Source organism: Ruegeria marisflavi (assembly GCF_025673445.1).
GTDB lineage: Bacteria > Pseudomonadota > Alphaproteobacteria > Rhodobacterales > Rhodobacteraceae > Ruegeria_B > Ruegeria_B marisflavi.
The window spans coordinates 54,644-76,556 of sequence record NZ_JAOVQN010000011.1 but is presented as its reverse complement, the minus strand read 5'-3'; the positions used below and the strand labels follow the sequence as shown (position 1 = coordinate 76,556).

Annotated in this window: 26 protein-coding genes; 25 read left to right on the top strand and 1 reads right to left on the bottom strand. The window is 63.4% G+C overall.

All coding sequences use genetic code 11. The features are described from left to right. A complete protein-coding gene (locus OEZ49_RS12150; RefSeq protein WP_263388560.1) occupies positions 1–606 on the bottom strand; it encodes an OmpW/AlkL family protein in 606 nt (201 codons plus the stop codon). A 167-nt stretch (positions 607–773) separates the two neighbouring features. On the opposite strand from OEZ49_RS12150, the gene OEZ49_RS12145 reads away from it, so the two are divergent. The 25 genes from OEZ49_RS12145 to OEZ49_RS12025 all read left to right on the top strand — a co-directional run bounded on the left by OEZ49_RS12145 (position 774) and on the right by OEZ49_RS12025 (position 21,854). Continuing rightward, positions 774–2,306, top strand: coding sequence for an AMP-binding protein (locus OEZ49_RS12145; protein WP_263388559.1), 1,533 nt, complete (start codon positions 774–776; stop codon positions 2,304–2,306). Beyond that, the gene (locus OEZ49_RS12140) at positions 2,303–3,907 is read left to right on the top strand and encodes a carboxyl transferase domain-containing protein (RefSeq protein ID WP_263388558.1); all 1,605 of its coding nucleotides are present in this window, start codon (positions 2,303–2,305) and stop codon (positions 3,905–3,907) included. The genes OEZ49_RS12145 and OEZ49_RS12140 overlap by 4 nt, the downstream gene beginning before the upstream one ends. Positions 3,908–4,022: 115 nt before the next feature. Continuing rightward, complete coding sequence (locus OEZ49_RS12135) at positions 4,023–4,994, top strand: NAD(P)H-dependent flavin oxidoreductase (protein WP_263388557.1); 972 nt, start codon at positions 4,023–4,025, stop codon at positions 4,992–4,994. Then, positions 4,995–6,941 (top strand): acetyl-CoA carboxylase biotin carboxylase subunit, encoded by a 1,947-nt coding sequence (locus tag OEZ49_RS12130; protein WP_263388556.1) that lies wholly within the window; start codon positions 4,995–4,997, stop codon positions 6,939–6,941. A 66-nt stretch (positions 6,942–7,007) separates the two neighbouring features. Continuing rightward, a complete protein-coding gene (locus OEZ49_RS12125; protein ID WP_263388555.1) occupies positions 7,008–7,862 on the top strand; it encodes a hydroxymethylglutaryl-CoA lyase in 855 nt (284 codons plus the stop codon). Positions 7,863–7,921: 59 nt separating this feature from the next. Next, positions 7,922–8,710 (top strand): crotonase/enoyl-CoA hydratase family protein, encoded by a 789-nt coding sequence (locus OEZ49_RS12120; protein WP_263388554.1) that lies wholly within the window; start codon positions 7,922–7,924, stop codon positions 8,708–8,710. Positions 8,711–8,896: 186 nt separating this feature from the next. Further along, entirely contained in the window at positions 8,897–9,262 is a 366-nt protein-coding gene (locus OEZ49_RS12115; RefSeq protein ID WP_263388553.1) for an NADH-quinone oxidoreductase subunit A, read from the top strand. Next, complete coding sequence (locus tag OEZ49_RS12110) at positions 9,253–9,786, top strand: NuoB/complex I 20 kDa subunit family protein (protein WP_030003237.1); 534 nt, start codon at positions 9,253–9,255, stop codon at positions 9,784–9,786. Before OEZ49_RS12115 ends, OEZ49_RS12110 begins: the two co-directional genes overlap by 10 nt. A 12-nt stretch (positions 9,787–9,798) precedes the next feature. Next, on the top strand, positions 9,799–10,404 hold the full coding sequence (locus OEZ49_RS12105) for an NADH-quinone oxidoreductase subunit C (RefSeq protein ID WP_263388552.1): 606 nt from the start codon (positions 9,799–9,801) through the stop codon (positions 10,402–10,404). After that, positions 10,404–10,577, top strand: coding sequence for a hypothetical protein (locus OEZ49_RS12100; protein WP_263388551.1), 174 nt, complete (start codon positions 10,404–10,406; stop codon positions 10,575–10,577). The genes OEZ49_RS12105 and OEZ49_RS12100 overlap by 1 nt, the downstream gene beginning before the upstream one ends. A 1-nt stretch (position 10,578) precedes the next feature. After that, positions 10,579–10,710: a hypothetical protein gene (locus tag OEZ49_RS12095; protein WP_263388550.1), complete on the top strand. Its 132-nt coding sequence runs from the start codon at positions 10,579–10,581 to the stop codon at positions 10,708–10,710. Between the two features lie 72 nt (positions 10,711–10,782). Next, positions 10,783–11,997 carry an NADH-quinone oxidoreductase subunit D gene (locus tag OEZ49_RS12090; protein ID WP_263388617.1) on the top strand — a complete coding sequence of 405 codons (1,215 nt, stop codon included), beginning with the start codon at positions 10,783–10,785 and terminating at the stop codon, positions 11,995–11,997. Next, positions 11,997–13,121, top strand: a complete 1,125-nt coding sequence (gene nuoE / locus OEZ49_RS12085) for an NADH-quinone oxidoreductase subunit NuoE (protein WP_263388549.1) — start codon at positions 11,997–11,999, stop codon at positions 13,119–13,121. The genes OEZ49_RS12090 and nuoE overlap by 1 nt, the downstream gene beginning before the upstream one ends. A gap of 22 nt (positions 13,122–13,143) precedes the next feature. After that, on the top strand, positions 13,144–13,569 hold the full coding sequence (locus OEZ49_RS12080; protein ID WP_263388548.1) for a hypothetical protein: 426 nt from the start codon (positions 13,144–13,146) through the stop codon (positions 13,567–13,569). A gap of 21 nt (positions 13,570–13,590) precedes the next feature. Further along, positions 13,591–13,818 carry a DUF5337 domain-containing protein gene (locus tag OEZ49_RS12075; protein WP_164129243.1) on the top strand — a complete coding sequence of 76 codons (228 nt, stop codon included), beginning with the start codon at positions 13,591–13,593 and terminating at the stop codon, positions 13,816–13,818. 9 nt (positions 13,819–13,827) lie between these two features. Beyond that, complete coding sequence (gene nuoF, locus OEZ49_RS12070; protein WP_263388547.1) at positions 13,828–15,126, top strand: NADH-quinone oxidoreductase subunit NuoF; 1,299 nt, start codon at positions 13,828–13,830, stop codon at positions 15,124–15,126. A gap of 26 nt (positions 15,127–15,152) precedes the next feature. Then, positions 15,153–15,512, top strand: a complete 360-nt coding sequence (locus OEZ49_RS12065; RefSeq protein WP_263388546.1) for a hypothetical protein — start codon at positions 15,153–15,155, stop codon at positions 15,510–15,512. Between the two features lie 98 nt (positions 15,513–15,610). Then, entirely contained in the window at positions 15,611–16,021 is a 411-nt protein-coding gene (locus OEZ49_RS12060) for a DUF5333 domain-containing protein (protein WP_263388545.1), read from the top strand. A gap of 3 nt (positions 16,022–16,024) precedes the next feature. Beyond that, on the top strand, positions 16,025–18,049 hold the full coding sequence (gene nuoG, locus OEZ49_RS12055) for an NADH-quinone oxidoreductase subunit NuoG (protein ID WP_263388544.1): 2,025 nt from the start codon (positions 16,025–16,027) through the stop codon (positions 18,047–18,049). After that, positions 18,046–18,432, top strand: coding sequence for a hypothetical protein (locus OEZ49_RS12050; protein WP_263388543.1), 387 nt, complete (start codon positions 18,046–18,048; stop codon positions 18,430–18,432). Before nuoG ends, OEZ49_RS12050 begins: the two co-directional genes overlap by 4 nt. A 6-nt stretch (positions 18,433–18,438) precedes the next feature. After that, complete coding sequence (nuoH, locus tag OEZ49_RS12045; RefSeq protein WP_263388542.1) at positions 18,439–19,476, top strand: NADH-quinone oxidoreductase subunit NuoH; 1,038 nt, start codon at positions 18,439–18,441, stop codon at positions 19,474–19,476. A gap of 2 nt (positions 19,477–19,478) precedes the next feature. Then, positions 19,479–19,973, top strand: coding sequence for an NADH-quinone oxidoreductase subunit NuoI (nuoI, locus tag OEZ49_RS12040; RefSeq protein WP_263388541.1), 495 nt, complete (start codon positions 19,479–19,481; stop codon positions 19,971–19,973). Beyond that, positions 19,970–20,839 (top strand): hypothetical protein, encoded by an 870-nt coding sequence (locus OEZ49_RS12035; protein ID WP_263388540.1) that lies wholly within the window; start codon positions 19,970–19,972, stop codon positions 20,837–20,839. The genes nuoI and OEZ49_RS12035 overlap by 4 nt, the downstream gene beginning before the upstream one ends. Continuing rightward, the gene (locus tag OEZ49_RS12030; RefSeq protein WP_011048467.1) at positions 20,836–21,255 is read left to right on the top strand and encodes a carboxymuconolactone decarboxylase family protein; all 420 of its coding nucleotides are present in this window, start codon (positions 20,836–20,838) and stop codon (positions 21,253–21,255) included. Before OEZ49_RS12035 ends, OEZ49_RS12030 begins: the two co-directional genes overlap by 4 nt. Further along, positions 21,252–21,854 carry an NADH-quinone oxidoreductase subunit J gene (locus OEZ49_RS12025; protein WP_263388539.1) on the top strand — a complete coding sequence of 201 codons (603 nt, stop codon included), beginning with the start codon at positions 21,252–21,254 and terminating at the stop codon, positions 21,852–21,854. Before OEZ49_RS12030 ends, OEZ49_RS12025 begins: the two co-directional genes overlap by 4 nt. Positions 21,855–21,913 lie beyond the last annotated feature (59 nt).

Below are 21,913 nucleotides of genomic sequence, written 5' to 3'. Positions count from 1 at the left end.
TCAGAACCGATGCACGTACTGGACGCCGATCACCAGCGGGTCGATCTCGGCCGTGCCGATGGCGGCACCGTTCAGGGTGGCGTCGGATTCGATGCTGATCCAGCGCGCGTTCAGACGCAGGGCGCCCCGGTCGCTGATCTGATAGTCGAGGCCCGCGTTCACGGCGACACCGAAACTGTCATCCAGCTTGAGCGTGCCGAGCGGCGAGCTTTCCTCGAAGAAGGTGGTGTAGTTCACACTGAGGCCGACATAGGGTTTCCAGGCCGAGTTGGTCGGGAAGTGATAGTTCAGCGACACGGTGGGCGGCAGCTGTTTGACGGTTCCGGCATAGCCGATGCCACTGATCGAAACGTCATGCTTGAACGGCGTTGCGGCCAGCAGCTCGATGCCCAGATTGTCGCGGATGAAGTATTCGACGGTAAAGATTGCCTGGGTGTTGTCATCCACGGTGGCTGTGCTGCCGGCAATGGTGCCATTGTTGGATTTGGGGTTCACATAGCCCACACCGACACCGACGGTCCAATCGCCCTGCGATTGAGCCGCGAGCGGTCCGGCCAGGGTGGCAAGGGCAGTGGAAAGCGCCATGGCAGCAGCGATACGAGTCATTTGAGTACCTTTGGTTTAGTTGACGCCCCGGTTCTGCGCCCGGTCATATGCAGATTCTCTGATCTGGATCAAAAGCTGGTGAAGTTTCCCCGCGTAACCAATTATGTTTATTTGAAAAATGCGTTTGAAACCCCTTGTGAACAAGGACCTTTCGGCAGGGTGTTCCAATGACACTTGCGGCGCGCATACCGGGATTGCGCCCCGACAGGGGCTGGGATTTACCCGAGCGTCTGAACATGGCGCGGCAATGCCTTTCGCAACCTGCCGATGCGCTGGCCATCATCGACCTGACCGGACCCGCGCGGCGCGACATCACTCATGGCGAACTGACGGGCATGGTGCAGGGGCTGGCGCGGGCGTTGCTGCCGCGCGTGGCGCCGGGCGACCGGGTCGGCGTGCTGCTCAGCCAGTCGCCCTGGTGCGCGGCCGCGCATCTGGCGCTCTGGCATATCGGCGCCATTTCGGTGCCGCTGTTCCAGCTGTTCCAGCGCGACGCATTGCGCAGCCGTCTGGAGGATTCCGGCGCGCGTCTGGTGCTGACCGATGCCGAGGGCGCGACCCTGCTGGGCGATCTGGCGACCCCGCTGATGGCGGCCGAGATCGGGGTGCAGGGCGCGACTGTGCCGCAGGCCGATACAAGGCCCGAGGATCCGGCGGTGCTGATCTATACCTCGGGCACGACGGGCCGGGCCAAGGGCGCGCTGCATGGCCACCGGGTGCTGACCGGCCATTTGCCGGGCGTCTCGATCAGCCACAACCACCTGCGCCCGGGCGATTGCCTGTGGACGCCCGCAGACTGGGCCTGGATTGGCGGTCTCTTTGACGTGCTCATGCCGGGGCTGGCGCTGGGCATTCCGGTGGTGGCCGCGCGGCTGGACAAGTTCAGCGCAGGGGCCTGCGCCGATGTGATTGCGCGCGGCGGGGTGAAAAACGTGTTCTTTCCGCCCACTGCGCTCCGAATGCTCAAGGCGGCGGATCAGGGCATTCCCGGCTTGCGCTCGGTCGCCTCGGGCGGTGAACCGCTGGGGGCCGAGATGCTGGCCTGGGGCGAGGGTGCCTTTGGCCTGACGATCAACGAATTCTACGGCCAGACCGAATGCAACATGACCGTGTCCTCCTGTGCCGCCGATTTCCCGGTGCGTCCGGGCTGTATCGGCAAACCGGTGCCAGGGCACGAGGTGGCGGTGATCGACGGTGCGGGCCAGCCCACGAAGGGCGAGGGCGATGTCGCCGTGCGGCGCGGTTCGGCCTCGATGCTGCTGGAATACTGGCGCAACCCGGCGGCCACCGCCGAGAAGTTTCGCGGCGATTGGCTGGTGACCGGAGACCGCGGCGTGTGGGAGGGCGACTACCTCCGCTTTGTCGGGCGCGAGGATGACGTGATCACCTCGGCCGGCTACCGCATCGGCCCGGCGGAGATCGAGGATTGCCTGCTGACCCATCCGGGCGTCGCAACCGTGGGCGTTGTGGGCAAGCCCGACCCGCTCAGGACCGAGATCGTCAAGGCCTATGTAGTGCTGAAACCGGGCGCCCGGGCCAGCGCCGAAGAACTGCAAGCCTGGGTCAAAGACCGGCTTGCCCAATACTCTTACCCGCGCGAGGTGGCGTTTCTGGACGCGCTGCCGATGACGGTGACAGGCAAAGTGATCCGCAAGGAATTGAAGCGCCGCGCAGCGGCAGAACTGGAGGCCAATCCATGAAACTCACATCCAAGGCCATGCCCGCCTCCGAGGGCTTCAAGGCGAACCGCGCCGCGCATCTGGAGGCGCTGGCGCAGATCGGGGCGGCGGCCGAGGCCGCGCGTCTGGGCGGCGGCGAGAAATCGCGGGCCCGCCATGAAAGCCGGGGCAAGATGCTGCCGCGCCGCCGGGTGGCCAACCTGCTCGACGCGGGCTCGCCCTTCCTCGAAATCGGCGCCACCGCAGCCCATGACATGTATGACAACGCGGCCCCCGCTGCCGGTGTCGTCGCCGGGATCGGACGGGTCGAGGGGCAGGAGGTCATGGTCGTCTGCAACGACGCCACGGTAAAGGGCGGCACCTATTACCCGATGACGGTCAAGAAGCACCTGCGCGCGCAGGAGATCGCCGAGGAAAACAACCTGCCCTGCATCTATCTGGTGGACAGCGGCGGCGCCAACCTGCCCAACCAGGACGAAGTGTTCCCGGACCGCGACCACTTTGGCCGCATCTTCTATAACCAGGCGCGGATGAGCGCCAAGGGCATCCCGCAGATCGCGGTTGTGATGGGCTCCTGCACCGCAGGTGGCGCATATGTTCCCGCCATGTCCGACGTCACCATCATCGTCAAGGAACAGGGCACCATCTTTCTGGCCGGTCCTCCGCTGGTCAAGGCGGCGACGGGTGAGGTGGTCAGCGCCGAAGATCTCGGCGGCGGCGACGTGCACACGCGCCTGTCGGGCGTGGCCGATTACCTGGCCGAGGATGACGCCCACGCGCTGGCGCTGGCGCGCCGTGCCGTGCGTTCGCTCAACCGCAGCAAGCCGCTGACGGTGGACTGGGCCAGCCCCGAGGAACCGGCATACGATCCCGAGGAAATCCTGGGCGTGGTGCCCGCCGACCTGAAAACCCCCTATGACATCCGCGAGGTGATCGCGCGGCTGGTCGACGGTTCGCGCTTTGACGAGTTCAAGCCGCGCTTTGGCGAGACCATCGTCTGCGGTTTTGCCCATCTCAAGGGTTGCCCGATCGGCATCATCGCCAATAATGGCGTGATCTTCAGCGAGGCGGCGCAGAAGGCGGCGCATTTCGTGGAACTGTGCAGCCAGCGCAAGATCCCGCTGGTGTTCCTGCAAAACATCACCGGTTTCATGGTAGGCCGCAAATACGAGAACGAAGGTATTGCGCGCCACGGCGCCAAGATGGTGACGGCGGTCGCCACCACCAGCGTACCCAAGATCACCATGCTGGTGGGCGGCTCGTTTGGCGCGGGCAACTATGGCATGGCGGGCCGCGCCTATCAGCCGCGCTTCCTGTGGACCTGGCCCAACAGCCGTATCTCGGTGATGGGCGGCGAACAGGCGGCGGGGGTTCTGGCCACCGTCAAGCGGGACGGGATCGAGCGGGCAGGCGGCAGTTGGTCGGCTGAGGAAGAGGCCGAGTTCAAACGCCCGACGCTGGAGATGTTCGAGCGCCAGTCGCACCCGCTCTATGCCAGCGCCCGGCTTTGGGATGATGGCATCATCGACCCCCGCAAGAGCCGCGACGTGCTGGCCCTGTCGCTCAGCGCCGCGCTGAACGCACCCATCGAGGAGACACGTTTCGGCGTGTTCCGGATGTGAGCTTCATTTCGCGCAAAGCACTCTGGGGGTCGGGGGGCAGCGCCCCCGTCGCGGTTGCCGCCGATCCTGTGGCCCCTAGCTGCTCTGTGGATCTGACCAACACGAGAGGTGCGACATGATACGAACAAGGCTTACCGAGACCTTCGGACTGGACTATCCGATCGTATCGGCCCCGATGGCCAAGGTGGCTGGTGGGCGACTGGCAGCGGCGGTGTCGCGGGCGGGCGGTCTGGGTCTGATCGGCGGCGGCTATTGCGAGGTCGACTGGATCGAAACCGAATTCGCCAATGCCGGGAATACCGCCGTTGGCTGCGGTTTCATCACCTGGCGATTGGCAGAAGCGCCGCAGGTGCTGGATGCGGCGCTGGATCATGGGCCGCGGGCGGTGTTTCTGTCCTTTGGCGACCCTCGGCCCTTTGCTGAACGGATCCATGCGGCCGGGGCGGCGCTGATCTGTCAGGTACAGACGCTGAATGATGCGCGCCAGGCGGTCGAGGCCGGGGCGCGGGTGATCGTGGCCCAGGGAGGCGAAGCCGGGGGCCATGGCGCCAACCGGGCGACCCTGACGCTGGTGCCCGAAGTGGCGGATCTGTTGCGGACGGGTTCTCCTGAAACGCTTCTGCTGGCCGCCGGTGGAATAGCCGACGGGCGGGGCCTGGCTGCGGCCTTGATGCTGGGCGCTGACGGGGTGCTGGTGGGGACGCGGTTCTGTCTGAGCGACGAGGCGCTGATCCCGCCGCAGTTTCAGCAGGCGGGTATTGCGGCCAGCGGGGATCAGACCGTTGCCACCAAGGTGGTCGATATCGTGCGCGGTTATGATTGGCCCGAGCGGTTCCGGATCCGCGTTCTCGACAATGCATTCACCGCGCGCTGGCAGGGTGATCTGGACGGGCTTCGCGCCGATCCGGCGCAGCACGCGGCCTGGGCCGAAGGGCTGGCGGTGGGTGACCCGTCGGTCGCCAATCCGGTGCTGGGCGAGGGGATCGGGCTGGTCAACGGCAGCGCCCCCGCGGCGGAAATCATGAAACAGATGGCCCACGAGGCCGAGGCCCTGCTTGCGGGCGGCTGGGACAGAAGGAAGAGCTAGATGTTCGACAAGATCCTGATTGCGAACCGGGGCGAAATCGCCTGCCGAGTGATGGAAACGGCGCAACGCTTGGGCGTGGCTTGCGTTGCGGTTTACTCCGATGCCGATGCCGGCGCCAAACATGTGGCGATGGCGGACCAGGCTGTCCACATCGGCGGCGCGGCCCCGGCGGACAGTTATCTGAAGGGTGAAGTGATCATTCAGGCGGCGCTGGATACCGGTGCTCAGGCCATCCACCCCGGATACGGGTTTCTGTCCGAGAACCCCGGTTTCGTGGATGCGGTCGAGGCGGCGGGCCTGACCTTTATCGGCCCGTCGGCCAAGGCGATCCGCGCGATGGGGCTGAAAGATGCGGCCAAGGCGCTGATGCAGGAGGCGGGCGTGCCCGTCGTGCCCGGCTATCACGGCGCCAACCAGGACCCCGAGCACCTTTCCGGGGCGGCTGATACCATCGGTTATCCGGTACTGATCAAGGCGGTCGCGGGCGGCGGTGGCAAGGGCATGCGTTTGGTCGAACGGCCGCAGGACTTTGCCGCCGCGCTCGACAGCGCGCGGGGCGAGGCGAAGACCGCCTTTGGCAACGATGCCGTGCTGATCGAGAAATATGTCTCGAAGCCCCGGCATATCGAGGTGCAGGTGTTTGGAGACGGCACCCATGCGGTGCATCTGTTCGAACGCGACTGCTCACTGCAACGGCGCCATCAGAAGGTGATTGAGGAAGCACCCGCACCCGACATGACCGAGGAAATGCGCGCGGCGATGGGCCAGGCGGGCGTGCGCGCCGCCGAGGCCATCGGGTACAAGGGCGCCGGGACGGTTGAATTCATCGTCGACGCCTCCGAAGGGCTGCGCGCCGACCGGTTCTGGTTCATGGAGATGAACACCCGTCTTCAGGTGGAACATCCGGTGACCGAGGCGATCACCGGCGTCGACCTTGTCGAATGGCAGTTGCGGGTGGCTGCAGGCGAGAGCCTGCCCGCCCGGCAGGCGGATCTGTCGATCAACGGTCATGCGTTCGAGGCGCGGATCTATGCCGAGGATGTGCCGAAGGGGTTCCTGCCCGCCACCGGCACGCTCAGCCATCTGGAGTTTCCGGCGGGCGCCCGCATCGACAGCGGCGTGCGCGCGGGCGATACGATCAGCCCCTGGTATGACCCGATGATCGCAAAGATCACCGTGCATGGCCCGACCCGTGGTGCGGCCCTGCGTCAGTTGGAACGGGCGCTGCGCTGGACCGATATCGGCGGCACGGTCACCAACGTGTCCTTCCTGCGGCTTTTGGCCTGCCAGCCGGATTTTGTGCGGGGCGATGTCGACACCGGGCTGATCGGGCGCGAGGCCGACAGCCTGACCGCCGCGCCGGTGGCCTGCACCAAGGCGCGCTCGATCGCGGCACTGGCGGCGCTGGGCCTGCATGAGGGCGCGGGTGAATTGGGCGGCTTCACGTTGTGGGGACCGCTGGGCTGGGATGTGACCCTGACCCACCATGACGAGGAATTCTCGGCCCGCGTTCTGGTCAGCGGTCCGGGGCAGTTCGATGTGGCGCTGGGCGACGGCATGCGGCACCGGGTGGAACACAAGGGTGGCCTGTGGTGGGTCGACGCCACGCGGGTACAGGCGCGGGTTGCCCGGGGGCGGGATGAGCTGACCGTGTTCTGGGGCAATGGCTATCGCTTTGGTCTGGTCGATCCGCTGGCGCGGGAAAGCAGCGCGGGTGGCGATACCAACGTGATCCTTGCGCCGATGCCCGGTCTGGTAAAGGCGGTCTTTGCCACCGCCGGACAGGAGGTCCGGGAGGGCGACAGGCTGGCCATTCTCGAAGCGATGAAGATGGAGCATTCGCTGCTGGCCGCGCGCGACGGCGTGGTGGCAGAAGTGCTTGCCGAGGCCGGATCGCAGGTCGAGGCCGGGGCCGCTCTGGTCCGGTTGGAACCCGAGGACGAATGAGCGCACGACGGTTCATTTCCGTCGTGCTAATGGTGTCCTGAACCAGAACGAAGCAGGAGTACGCAGATGGGCGATTTTGTCGAGATTTTCGAGGTGGGTCCGCGCGACGGGCTGCAAAACGAAAAGCGCGAGATCCCTGTAAAGGACAAGGTCGCCCTGGTGGACTGCCTGAGCCGGGCAGGGTTCAACCGGATCGAGGTGGCAAGCTTCGTTTCACCCAAGTGGGTGCCGCAGATGGCGGGCTCGGCCGAGGTGCTGGCAGGCATCACACGCGGCGATGGTATCAGATATGCTGCGCTGACCCCCAACATGCGGGGATACGAGGACGCGCTTGCGGCCAAGGCGGATGAAATCGCGATTTTCGCCTCGGCGTCCGAGGGGTTTTCGAAGGCCAATATCAATGCCACGATCGAAGAGAGCATCGAGCGGTTCAAGCCGATCCTGAAGGCTGCGCGTCATATCGACCTGCCGGTGCGCGGCTATGTCTCTTGCGTGACGGATTGCCCCTATGACGGGCCGACGCCGCCGGAAAAGGTGGCCGAGGTGGCCGACCGTTTGTTCTCGCTGGGCTGCTACGAGATTTCGCTGGGGGACACCATCGGGCAGGCAACGCCCGACAAGATCGCGCGGATGCTGTTGGCGGTGCGCGAAAGGGTTCCTGTTACGCGACTGGCCGGGCACTACCACGACACCGCAGGCCGGGCGCTGGCCAATATCGACGCCTCGCTGGCGCTGGGCGTGCGTGTGTTCGATGCGGCAGTTGGTGGGCTTGGGGGCTGCCCTTATGCTCCGGGCGCTGCGGGCAACGTCGCGACCGAGGCGGTCGCTGCCCATCTGGAACGTCTCGGCTATCGGACCGGGCTGGATATGGGCGTTATCGAAGAAGCGGCAGAGATGGCCCGCAACATGCGGGCCGCCTGAACCAGAGTGTCAGTTTAGCCCTGATTTACCTGCCGCAAGGCGGCTGTTGAGGAGTGACCATGTATCAGACCATCACAATCGAGACCGACCCGCGCGGCGTTGCAACGCTTACCCTGAACCGGGTGGACAAGCATAATGCGATGTCGGCACAGATGCTGGCGGACCTGACCCGGGCGGCCGGGGAACTGGCGGTGGATGAGGCTGTGCGCGTCGTGGTTCTGACCGGCGCGGGCAAGACATTCTGCGCCGGGGGCGATCTGGCCTGGATGCAGGCGCAGATGGCGGCGGATGCCGCCACCCGCTTTGTCGAGGCGCGCAAGCTTGCCGAGATGCTTCAGGCCCTCAATACCCTGCCCAAGCCGCTGATCGGCGCGGTACAGGGCAATGCCTTTGGCGGCGGGGTGGGGATGGCCAGCGTCTGCGATATCGCCATCGGAGTGGAGAGCCTGAAAATGGGCCTGACGGAAACCCGCCTAGGTATCATCCCGGCCACCATCGGCCCCTATGTCATTGCCCGCATGGGTGAGGCGCGGGCCCGCCGGGTGTTCATGTCGGGCAGGATATTTGGCGCGTCTGAGGCGGTTGAACTGGGCCTTTTGGCCAGAGCGGTCCCGGCCGAAGAACTCTCGGCTGCCGTCGAGGCGGAGGTTGCCCCCTATCTCGCTTGTGCGCCCGGTGCGGTTGCCTCGGCCAAGGCGCTGATCCGCGATCTGGGCCCACGGATCGACGATGCCGCGATCGACCGGACAATCCAGGCGCTGGTGGACCGATGGGAAACCGAGGAGGCGCATGAAGGAATTGGTGCCTTCTTTGAAAAACGGAAACCTGCATGGAATACTCAGGTTTAGGGTCCAGTCACGCCCAGGATTTAGGACTGATAACATTCACGAAAAACTATGTTTGCCTGCGTCGAAATATGCGTCGCTGCGGGCTTTCGTTCAGTTGACCCTCTGCGCGGGCGCGGTTAGAGAAGGTCGAGTCAACACGCCAATTGACGGTGCGTCCAAACGGGACGCGCAGGAAAGGAGCCACTCGTGGAAGAGCTGTTGCGGGAATACCTCCCGATCCTCGTGTTTCTGGTCGTCGCAGCCGGTCTTGGCATAGTTCTGATTCTCGCTGCGGTGGTTCTGGCCGTGCGTAATCCCGATCCCGAAAAGGTCAGCGCATATGAATGCGGGTTCAACGCCTTCGACGACGCGCGGATGAAATTCGACGTCCGGTTCTATCTGGTGTCGATCCTGTTTATCATCTTCGACTTGGAAATCGCCTTTCTGTTCCCTTGGGCCGTGGGGTTCAAGGACATCAGCGATGTGGGATTCTGGTCGATGATGGTGTTCTTGGGCGTGCTGACCATCGGCTTTGCCTATGAATGGAAGAAAGGGGCGCTGGAATGGCAGTGATGACGGGTGCCAATACCGCGGGCGTCGACAAGGAAGTCGCCACCCAGGCCCTGAATGCCGAGTTGCAGGACAAGGGTTTCCTGCTGACCTCGACCGAGGATATCATCAACTGGGCGCGTACCGGCTCGCTGCACTGGATGACATTCGGTCTGGCCTGCTGCGCGGTCGAGATGATGCATACCTCGATGCCGCGCTATGACGCCGAACGCTTTGGCATCGCGCCGCGCGCCTCGCCGCGCCAGTCGGACGTGATGATCGTTGCCGGTACGCTCACCAACAAGATGGCGCCCGCGCTGCGCAAGGTCTATGACCAGATGCCCGAGCCGCGCTACGTAATCTCGATGGGCTCCTGCGCCAATGGCGGCGGTTACTATCACTACAGCTACAGCGTTGTGCGCGGCTGTGACCGGATCGTGCCGGTCGACATCTATGTGCCGGGCTGCCCGCCGACCGCCGAGGCGCTGCTGTATGGGCTGTTGCAACTGCAACGCAAGATCCGCCGCACCGGCACCATCGTGCGCTGAGGGGACCCGGGTATGAGTGAAGCACTGACAGAACTGGGCATGCAACTGGAACTTAAGCGCGCAGATTGCGTGTTGTCCTGGGACATCGCTTTTGGCGAGCTGAATGTCGACGTGGCGCCTTCGAACCTGGTCGAATTTGTCGATTTCCTGAAATCGAATCAATCTTGCCGGTTCTCGACCCTGGTCGATATCACCGCTGTCGATTACCCCGAGCGCGCCAAGCGGTTCGATGTGGTCTACCATTTCCTCAGCATGTATCAGAACCAGCGTATCCGGCTGCGGGTATCGATCCGTGAAGACGAGATGGTTCCGTCCATCTTGAGGGTTCATCCCTCGGCCAACTGGTTCGAGCGCGAGGTGTTCGACATGTTCGGCATCCTGTTCACTGGTCACCCCGACCTGCGCCGCATCCTGACCGACTATGGCTTTCGCGGCTATCCGTTGCGCAAGGATTTCCCGACCACAGGCTATACCGAGGTGCGGTATGACGAGGCGGAAAAGCGGGTGGTCTACGAACCCGTGAGCCTGGTGCAGGAGTACAGGCAATTCGATTTCATGTCCCCTTGGGAAGGCGCAAACTACATTCTTCCGGGGGATGAGAAGAAGGAGGCCAAGTGATGGAATTCCTCTTCTGGCTCGTGTGGACCGTTGCGACCATCGTGCCGATGTTGAAACTGCTGCCTCACTTCGGGATCGACAAATACTGGGCGTTGGTCTGCGTGGTTCCCATCGGGGCGATTGCGCTGCTTTGGTGGATGGCGGTCAAGCTGCAAGAGTTGGAGCGCAGGTGAGATGACGGCGATCCTGGGGGAATTGACAGCACTGGCGGCACTCGGGGTGATCCTTGCTGGGGCCGCGATCAAGGCAGCCGAAACGCACCGCGTCCGGATCCGGGCAGGGGCGAAAAAGAACCAGCGGCGCTGACCGCGCCAGCGTTGGGGCCGAGGCTCTGGGGCGAATTGTGATCCGGGATGGCCCGGACAGGAGAGACAGATGATGGATGGCGGCAAGGGCTTCGAGGACGCGCTGACGGGCGAGCAGAAGATCCGCAACTTCAACATCAACTTCGGGCCGCAGCACCCTGCGGCTCATGGCGTGCTGCGTCTGGTGCTGGAGCTTGACGGCGAGATCGTCGAGCGTTGCGACCCGCATATCGGGCTGTTGCATCGCGGCACCGAAAAGCTGATGGAAAGCCGTACCTATCTGCAAAACCTGCCGTATTTCGACCGGCTCGATTACGTGGCGCCGATGAACCAGGAACATGCCTGGTGTCTGGCGATCGAGCGGTTGACGGGCGTCGAGGTGCCGCGCCGGGGCAGCCTGATCCGGGTGCTCTATTCCGAAATCGGCCGTATCCTGAACCACCTCTTGAACGTGACCACCCAGGCGATGGACGTGGGCGCGCTAACCCCGCCGCTCTGGGGCTTTGAAGAGCGTGAAAAGCTGATGGTGTTTTACGAGCGGGCCTGTGGTGCGCGTCTGCACGCGGCCTATTTCCGGCCCGGCGGGGTGCATCAGGATCTGCCCGACGCGCTGTTGGACGATATTGAAGCGTGGAGCCACAGCTTCCCTAAGGTACTCGACGATATCGACGGGCTGTTGACCGAGAACCGTATCTTCAAGCAGCGCAACTGCGATATCGGGGTGGTGACCGAGGAAGAGATCCTGGAGTATGGCTTCTCGGGCGTGATGGTGCGCGGCTCGGGTCTTGCCTGGGACCTGCGCCGTGCGCAGCCCTATGAGTGCTATGACGAATTCGAATTCCAGGTGCCGGTGGGCAAGAACGGCGATTGCTACGACCGTTACCTTTGCCGGATGGAAGAGATGCGCCAGTCGATCTCGATCATCCGTCAGGCCATTGCCAAGCTGCGCGATTGCCCCGGCGACGTGCTGGCGCGCGGCAAGCTGACCCCGCCGAAACGCGGCGACATGAAAACCTCGATGGAAAGCCTGATCCATCACTTCAAGCTCTACACCGAAGGGTTCCACGTGCCCGCGGGCGAGGTCTATGCCGCCGTCGAGGCGCCCAAGGGCGAGTTCGGCGTTTACTTGGTGGCCGATGGCACCAACAAACCCTACCGCTCCAAGATCCGGGCGCCGGGCTATCTGCATCTTCAGGCGATGGACCATGTCGCCAAGGGCCACCAGTTGGCCGACGTCGCCGCCATTATCGGCACGATGGACATCGTTTTTGGAGAGATCGACCGCTAATGCTCCGCCGTCTGCATCCCGAACAGCCCGACAGCTTCGCCTTTACCCCCGCCAACCTGGCTTGGGCGCAGGCGCAGGTCACCAAGTTTCCCGAAGGCCGCCAGGCCAGCGCGGTTATCCCGCTCTTGTGGCGCGCGCAGGAGCAAGAGGGCTGGCTGACCCGGCCCGCCATCGAAACCATCGCCGATATGCTTGGCATGGCCTACATCCGGGTTCTGGAAGTGGCCTCCTTCTACTTCATGTTCCAGCTGCAACCGGTTGGAAGTGTTGCGCATATCCAGATCTGCGGCACCACCTCCTGCATGATCTGCGGCGCCGAGGACCTGATCGCGGTCTGCAAGGAAAAGATCGCCGACAAGCCACATACCCTGTCTGCCGATGGCAAGTTCAGCTGGGAAGAGGTGGAATGCCTCGGGTCTTGCACCAACGCGCCCATGGCGCAGATCGGTAAGGATTATTACGAGGACCTGACCGCCAAGCGGTTCGGTGAGCTTCTGGACGAGCTGGCCGCTGGCAAGGTGCCGGTTCCGGGTCCACAGAATGGGCGTTACGCGTCGGAACCGCTCAAGGGTCTGAGCAGCCTGACCGACTATGACAGCGGCAAGACCCGCTATAATGCCAGCGTGCAGCTGGCCACCGATATCGGCGATACGGTCAAGCGGATCGACGGCACCGAGGTGCCGCTGCTGACCCCCTGGATTGGTAAGGATGGCACGGTTGCCAGCCGTGCGGGCAAGGTCAGCCCGCCGCCCGCACCCGCCGCGCCGAAACCGGCAGTCAAGCAGACACCCGAGGCCAAGTTTAAGCCCGAGACGGCTACGAAAGAGGTGGGTGAGGAAAAACCCCTGACCTTGAGCGCCGCGCGCGAGGGCGGGGCGGACGACCTCAAGCTGCTCAAGGGCGTCGGGCCGAAACTCGAAGTTCTTCTTAACGAGCTGGGCTTTCACCATTTCGATCAGGTCGCGGCCTGGACCCCGGCGCAGGTGGCCTGGGTCGATGCGCGGCTGAAATTTAAGGGCCGGATCGAACGGGACGGCTGGGTCGAACAGGCCCGTCAACTGGCGGCGGGTGAAGAAACGGAATTTGCCAAACGGGCGAAAAAGGACGGATTCTACGACGAATAACTGACAACAGGGAGACCACACCATGACGACCTCAACGGATAAAACGGCGGACACCACGCGTGTCTGGAAACGGGCAGCCTATGGCGGGCTCGTAGTGGCGGGGGTGATCCTGGTGTTTGGTCAGACAAGTGTCATGACCGCCGCTATCGCAGGTGTGGTGGCCTTTGTCGCTGGCGGCTACCTTGGCGGACGGATGTCCGGCGCGGTGCAGGAGGCCCAGGAACGGGCCGAACTGGCCACGCAAACCCTGGCCGATGTCGCCCCGAGCGCCCCGGCGCCGACGGCACCGGCGGCAAGCGCGGCAGCGGAACCCGAGCCGGTCGCGACAACAGTCGAGACCGCAGAAGAGATGAAATTGGTTCAGCTGTCCAAGGCCTTGCCAGGCGAAGCTGAACTGGCCGCGCGCAAAGGCACGTGGCGATATGAAGGAAACAGTGCCACGGCGTGACCCGTGGCGCGCACTGGAAACATGGACGAGAAACTGGAACAGGACATTGCCCGCAAGGGTCGCCACATCGCCTTGGTCATCGCCGTGACCATGGTGCTGTGGCTTGTCCTGTCGATGTTCATCGGTCCGGCGCTGGGGCTGCCGGGCCGGTACGCGCTGCTCTTCGATTTTGCCGCGCTTGCCGGGTTCATCTATGCGGTGATCAACATTTTTCAACTCTGGCGCCTGCGTCAGGATAGCCAAAGGTAGGCAGGAAGCATGCTGAAGGATCAGGACCGGATCTTTACCAATCTTTACGGGATGCACGACCGCACGCTGAAAGGCGCGATGGCACGCGGCCATTGGGACGGAACCGCCGGCATCATCGCCAAGGGGCGGGACTGGATCATCCAGCAGATGAAGGACAGCGGGCTGCGCGGGCGCGGCGGCGCGGGCTTTCCCACCGGTCTGAAATGGTCCTTCATGCCCAAGGAGAGCGATGGCCGTCCGTCCTATCTGGTGGTCAATGCCGACGAATCCGAGCCGGGCACCTGCAAGGATCGCGAGATCATGCGTCACGATCCGCACACGCTGATCGAGGGCTGCCTGATCGCCAGTTTCGCGATGAACGCAAACGCCTGCTATATCTACATTCGCGGCGAATACATCCGCGAGCGCGAGGCGCTGCAGGCCGCGATTGACGAGGCCTATGACGCGGGTCTGTTGGGCAAGAACGCCGCCAAGTCGGGCTGGGATTTCGACCTTTACCTGCATCACGGCGCGGGCGCCTATATCTGTGGCGAGGAAACAGCCCTGATCGAAAGCCTCGAAGGCAAGAAGGGCATGCCCCGGATGAAGCCGCCCTTCCCGGCGGGCGCGGGGCTTTATGGCTGTCCGACCACGGTCAACAACGTCGAGTCCATCGCGGTTGTGCCGACCATCCTGCGGCGCGGGCCGGAATGGTTTGCAGGCTTTGGCCGCCAGAACAACGCGGGCACCAAGCTGTTTGCCATTTCGGGCCATGTGAACAACCCCTGTGTGGTCGAAGAGGCGATGTCGATCTCGTTCCAGGAACTGATCGAGACCCATTGCGGTGGCATTCGCGGCGGCTGGGACAACTTGCTGGCGGTGATCCCAGGTGGCTCCTCGGTTCCCTGCGTGCGCGGGGAAAAGATGAAGGACGCGATCATGGATTTCGATTACCTGCGCGGCGAACTGGGCTCGGGCCTGGGCACGGCGGCGGTGATCGTGATGGACAAATCCACCGATATCGTGAAGGCGATCTGGCGGCTCAGCAAGTTCTACAAGCATGAAAGCTGCGGCCAGTGTACCCCTTGCCGAGAAGGCACTGGCTGGATGATGCGGGTGATGGACCGCCTGGTGCGCGGCGAGGCCGAACTGGAAGAGATCGACATGCTCTGGGACGTGACCAAGCAGGTCGAGGGGCACACCATCTGTGCTCTGGGTGATGCGGCGGCTTGGCCAATCCAGGGCCTGATCCGCAACTTCCGCGACGAGATTGAGGACCGTATCAAGGCGCAGAAATCGGGCCGGTCGGGCGCGATGGCGGCGGAGTGAGAAACATGGGCGGCCAGCATATTTCCATGTCCAGGCTGAAAGGACGGGTAGGTCTTGCCGGGCTTGCCGTCGCACTGGCGGTTACCTCGGGCTGTTCGTGGCAAAAGCGCGAAAACCGCTTGCTGTTCGGCGGGTTCTACTTTCCGGTCAAGGCCAAAGCCATCGACAAGAAGGTCAGCCTGGCCGATTTCACGGTGACCGTGGACAAGGCCAGCCAGTCGCCTGATGACGCGCGTGAGGCCGGGCGGCATGGTGGAACGGTGTATTGCATCGGCAACTACGGTACCTCCGAGATCGAGTGGTCGCTTGGCCCGGACAGCGATCCGGCGCAGTTGCGCATTGTCGACGACAAGCTGACCTTCAGCGGAACCTGCCAGCGGCCATGACGCGGGTTGTGGCATATCCTTGCCGATCCGGCGTGGCGTTATTGAATAACGTCCCTGGGTTGCCTCGATTTGGTGTTTCCAAATCAAAGGAATATTCCATGTCTAAACGTGCAATCACAGCATTCGCAACGGCCCTCTGTCTCGGCGCGGCGGCTGCGGCCGCAGCCAAACCGCCACTGCGCGAAGTGCCCGAGATATCAGACGGGATTTTCACCATAGTGGTGGCGAACGAAATCCGAAAGAAATGCGACGATATCGACGGTCGCATTTTCAAAGGGATCGGCGAGATCCGTCGGCTGCGGGCAAGGGCCAATGAACTTGGCTATTCCGACGACGAAATCCGCGCGGTGCTGGACTCGGATGACGAAAAAGAACGGATGCGGGCCAGAGGCCGCGTCTATATGGCCGAGCTGGGCCTCAACTATGACACGCCGGGCGACCTGTGCCGACTGGGCCGGCTGGAAATTTCGAACAAAAGCGCAATCGGCGCGCTACTGAGGGCGAATTAGATCATGTCTGACCTCCGCAAGATCAACATCGACGGGCACGAGATCGAAGTCGACGGGGCGATGACCCTGATTCAGGCCTGCGAAGTGGCCGGGATCGAGGTGCCGCGCTTCTGCTATCACGAGCGTCTGTCGATCGCGGGCAATTGCCGGATGTGCCTGGTCGAGGTCGTGGGCGGCCCGCCGAAACCGGCGGCCTCCTGCGCGATGCAGGTGCGCGACCTGCGCCCGGGGCCGGAAGGCCAGCCGCCGGTGGTCAAGACCAACTCGCCCATGGTCAAGAAGGCCCGCGAAGGTGTGATGGAGTTCCTGCTGATCAACCACCCGTTGGATTGCCCGATCTGCGATCAGGGCGGCGAGTGCGATCTGCAAGACCAGGCAATGGCCTATGGCGTCGACTTCAGCCGCTTCCGCGAGGCCAAGCGCGCGGTGGACGATCTGGATCTTGGTCCGTTGGTCGGTACCGCGATGACGCGCTGCATTTCCTGCACCCGCTGCGTGCGCTTCACCACCGAGGTGGCGGGCATCACCCAGATGGGCCAGACCGGTCGGGGCGAGGACGCCGAGATCACCAGCTATCTGAACCAGACGCTGGACTCGAACCTTCAGGGCAATATCATCGACCTTTGCCCGGTGGGTGCGCTGACGTCGAAACCCTATGCGTTCACCGCCCGTCCCTGGGAATTGACCAAGACCGAGAGCATCGACGTGATGGATGCGCTGGGATCGAACATCCGGGTCGATACCAAGGGGCGCGAGGTGATGCGTATCCTGCCGCGCAACCATGACGGCGTGAACGAAGAGTGGATCAGCGACAAGACCCGCTTTGTCTGGGACGGGCTGCGCCGCCAGCGGCTGGACCGGCCTTATGTGCGCGTCGATGGCAAGCTGAAGCCCGCCACTTGGCCCGAGGCGCTGATCGCCGCCGCTGCCGCGATGAAGGGCAAGAAACTTGCTGGCCTGATTGGTGATCTGGTCCCGGTCGAGGCCGCCTTTGCGCTGAAACAGCTGGTCGAGGGGCAGGGCGGCAAGGTGGAATGCCGGGTCGACAATGCCCGCCTGCCGATCGGCAATCGGGGTGCCTATGTGGGTACCGCCGCCATCGATGATATCGACGACGCCGAAATGATCCTGCTCATTGGCACCAATCCGCGCGACGAGGCGCCGGTGCTGAACGCGCGTATCCGCAAGGCCTGGACCCGGGGCGCCGAAGTGGCGCTGATCGGGCCCGCCGCCGATCTGACCTATGACTATTACCACGCAGGCACCGACCGTAAGGCGCTGGCCGACATGATCGCCCAGGGCGTCTCGGACCAGACCCGCGAGAACAAGAAGACGCTGGTGATCGTGGGGCAGGGCGCCCTGCGCGAGGCCGACGGTCTGGCGGTTCTGGCCGCGGCGCAGAAGATGGCCGAAATCTCGGGCTCGGGCCTGTTGGTGCTGCACAGCGCGGCGGGCCGCGTGGGTGCCATGGATATCGGCGCGGTGACCGAGGGCGGCATCGAGGCCGCCATCGACGGGGCCGAGGTGATCTATAACCTGGGCGCCGACGAGGTTGAAATCGACGCCGGTGCATTCGTCATCTATCAGGGCAGCCATGGTGACCGGGGCGCGCATCGCGCCGACGTGATCCTGCCGGGTACCGCCTATACCGAGGAAAACGGCCTGTTCGTCAACACCGAAGGCCGCCCGCAACTGGCGATGCGCGCGGGCTTTGCCCCCGGCGAGGCCAAGGAAAACTGGGCCATCCTGAGGGCGCTGAGCGCCGAGCTGGGCGCCACGCTGCCCTACGATTCGCTGGCACAGCTGCGTCAGGCGCTGGTGGCCGAGGTGCCGCATCTGGCGCAGATCGACCAGGTGCCGGAAAACGCCGCTCAAGCGCTGGAACAGGGCCCGCTGGGCGCGGCCAGCTTCCGCAACGCGGTGGACGATTTCTATCTGTCGAACCCGATTGCCCGGGCCAGCGCCCTGATGGCGGAACTGTCGGCCGCCGCTAAGGCGCGCCGGGCGGAGAAGATCGCCGCAGAATGACCCGCCTCGCACTCATATCGCTCCTGGCCCTGATGGCCTGCGCCGATCCGGCGCAGGATCAGGTCTCGCTTTTCACGCCCCAATACATGGGCGTCGAAACCGCGCTGCTCGAGGGCGATCTGGTGCAATTCGGGGTGCGGATGAGCGGCGCGCGCAGCGCCGCCGATCTGGATGACTATGCCGAATGCGCGGCGGCCCAATATGCCCTGATCCGGGGCTACGGCTTTGCGCGTCATTTGCGCACGAATGTGAATGAAAAGGGTGGCGTGTGGGCGGCGGATGCTGTTTACACCATCTCGCCATCCCTGCCGCGCGGGGCAAAGACCATCGACGCCGAAGTCGTGGTCGCGCACTGCGCCGAAAATGGAATACCCACGGTGTGAGGACCTATGGCTGAATTCTTTAACACCCCAGGCGGCATAGCCCTGATCATCCTGGCACAAGTGCTTGCAGTTGTTGCCTTTGTGATGATCTCGCTTCTCTTCCTCGTCTATGGCGACCGCAAGATCTGGGCCGCGGTCCAGATGCGCCGGGGCCCCAATGTGGTGGGCGTCTATGGCCTGCTGCAATCGGTGGCCGACGCACTGAAATATGTGGTAAAGGAAGTGGTCATTCCCGCCGGCGCCGACCGGACGGTGTTCATCCTCGCGCCGATGACCTCGTTTGTGCTGGCGATGATCGCCTGGGCGGTGATCCCGTTCAACGACGGCTGGGTGCTGAGCGATATCAACGTGGCCATCCTCTATGTGTTCGCCGTCTCCTCGCTTGAGGTTTATGGCGTGATCATGGGCGGTTGGGCCTCGAACTCGAAGTATCCGTTCCTGGGCTCGCTGCGGTCTGCCGCGCAGATGATCTCTTACGAGGTCTCGATCGGTCTCATCATCATCGGGGTGATCCTGTCCACCGGCTCGATGAACTTTGGCGATATCGTGCGGGCGCAGGATACGGGCTGGGGCTTTTTCGGCTGGTACTGGCTGCCGCATTTCCCGATGGTCTTCCTGTTCTTCATCTCGGCGCTGGCCGAAACCAACCGCCCGCCCTTTGACCTGCCCGAGGCGGAATCGGAGCTGGTGGCCGGCTATCAGGTGGAATATTCCGCCACGCCCTTCCTGCTGTTCATGGCCGGTGAATATATCGCCATCTTCCTGATGTGCGCGCTGACGTCGCTGTTGTTCTTTGGCGGCTGGCTGTCGCCCATTCCAGGCCTGCCCGATGGGGTGCTGTGGATGGTCGCCAAGATGGCGTTCTTCTTCTTCCTCTTTGCAATGGTCAAGGCGATCACGCCCCGCTACCGGTATGACCAGCTGATGCGGCTGGGCTGGAAAGTCTTCCTGCCGTTCTCGTTGGTCTGGGTGGTGTTCGTGGCCTTTGCGGCGAAATTCGACTGGTTCTGGGGCCTCTTCGCCCGCTGGACCGTGGGGGGCTGATCATGGCGAATATCGACTATACCCGCGCCGCCAAATACTTCCTGCTTCAGGATTTCTGGGGCGGCATGAAGCTGGGGCTGAAGTATTTCTTCGCCCCCAAGGCGACCATCAACTATCCGCATGAAAAGGGGCCGCTTTCCCCTCGTTTCCGCGGCGAACACGCGCTGCGCCGTTATCCCAATGGCGAAGAACGCTGCATCGCCTGCAAGCTCTGCGAGGCAATCTGTCCGGCGCAGGCCATCACCATCGACGCCGAACCGCGCGAGGACGGTTCCCGCCGCACCACGCGTTATGACATCGACATGACCAAATGCATCTATTGCGGCTTCTGCCAGGAGGCCTGTCCGGTCGATGCCATTGTCGAAGGCCCGAATTTCGAGTTCGCCACCGAAACCCGCGAAGAGCTGTTCTATGACAAGGAAAAACTCCTGTCGAACGGCGACCGCTGGGAGGCCGAGATTGCCCGCAACCTGGAACTGGATGCGCCCTACAGATGAAACCCGTCCTGCCGGATACCCTGTCCATTGCCCCTGGCAAGACGACCCCGCCGCTGGGGACGCTCTGGCTTGGCCCGCGCCTGCCGCGGATGGAGACCATGTGCATGCTGAACATGGTCCGGGCCGGTTGGGATGTGACCCTGTTCGGGTATCAGAGACCGGAAAACCTGCCCTCGGACATTCCTTTCCGGGATGCTCGTGAGGTGATGGAGCGGGACCTCTCGGACCGCGCCGTCGAAGGCGTGCGCGCCCTGCCGGGTGCCATGGCGGCAGATATCTTCCGTCTGCACATGATCCGGCAGGAAAGCATGGCCTGGGTCGACAGCGATTTCCTACCAGTCTCGGACCGGTTCCCGGATATCCGACGCTCGTTCTTTGCGGTCAACGACAATCTGCCCGCCAACACGACCATGTATTTCGCCCCCGACGATCCGGTCTTGCTCGACTATATCGCCGTTGTAGAGGACGAATTCCCCGAGCCGCAGCAGTTCTATGGCGCGCAGGTCAATGCCCGTATCCGCGAGTTGCGCCGCACCGACACGCCGATGCATCGCGGCCAGATGCATGCGCGCCGCTATAGCGGCCCCTTCGTGCTGCGGCATCTGTTGCAGATCCATAACCGGACCGGCGAGGCGCTGGCCGAGGATGTGATCTTTCCGATCCAGTATTCGAACAAGAGCCAGTTCTGGGACCCTTACGAGGTGGCCGCGCGTGCCTTCAGCGAGCGCACCTGGGCGGTGCATCTCTGGGGCAGCAGAATTCGCGGTCAGATGGAAGAGCGCGAGGCCGATCCGGGATCGTTCCTGGGGTATTTTCTGGCCGAGGTCGGGATGGGCAAACCACAAGCCAGAAGAGGTGTTGTATGACCGACATGTCGAAACTGTTCGAACAGTTGATTGAGCAGAGTCAGGCCATGGCCAAAGCGGTCAACCCGGGCTTCGAGAATTTCTCTCCCTCCGAGGCCTTCAAGGGGTTCGAGGCGATGTGGCCCACCATGCCCAAAGAGGTGATGGAGCTGATGTTCGGCAATACCGTCAACAAGGACGGGCTGGATGCCAAGACCCGGCTGCTGCTGACTCTGGCGGGGTTGACCTGCCAGGGCGCCCAGGCGGATACCGCCGTGCGCCAGACCGTGCGCCACGCGCTGGAAGCGGGGGCAAGGAAACAAGAGATCGTGGAAACGATCGGACAGATGTCGGTCTTTGCCGGCATTCCGGCCATGACCCGCGCGCTGAACCTGGCGCAAGAGGTCATGGGCGATAATGGGGACGATGATCAATGAGCGTGTTTGCGTTTTACCTCTTTGCCATCAGCGCCATCACCGGTGGGCTGTTCACCGTGATCAGCCGCCAGCCGGTGCATTCGGTGCTTTGGCTGATCCTGGCCTTCATCTCGTCGGCGGGGCTGTTCGTGCTCTTGGGGGCCGAGTTTGTGGCCATGCTGCTGGTCATCGTCTATGTGGGGGCGGTCGCGGTGCTGTTCCTGTTCGTCGTGATGATGCTGGACGTGGATTTCGCCGAGCTGAAGGCCGAGATGGCGCGCTATATGCCGCTGGCCTTGCTGATCGGGCTGGTGATCCTGATGCAGTTCGTCATGGCCTATGGCGCCTGGGAAACCGCCGAGGGCGCGGCCGGACATCTGGCCCAGCCGGTGCCGGCGGATCGCCACAATACCGAGGCCCTGGGTCTCATCATCTATGATCAATACTTCCTTTTGTTCCAGCTTGCCGGTCTGATCCTGCTGGTGGCGATGATCGGAGCCATCGTGCTGACCCTGCGTCACCGCCAGGACGTCAAGCGTCAGGACGTCATCGCACAGATGATGCGCGACCCGACCAAGGCGATGGAACTCAAGGACGTGAAACCGGGGCAGGGGCTGTGAGCGACCCGATTTTTTGCAAAAAAATCGGCCCGAAATCTTTGCAAGATTTCGGTGCCGCG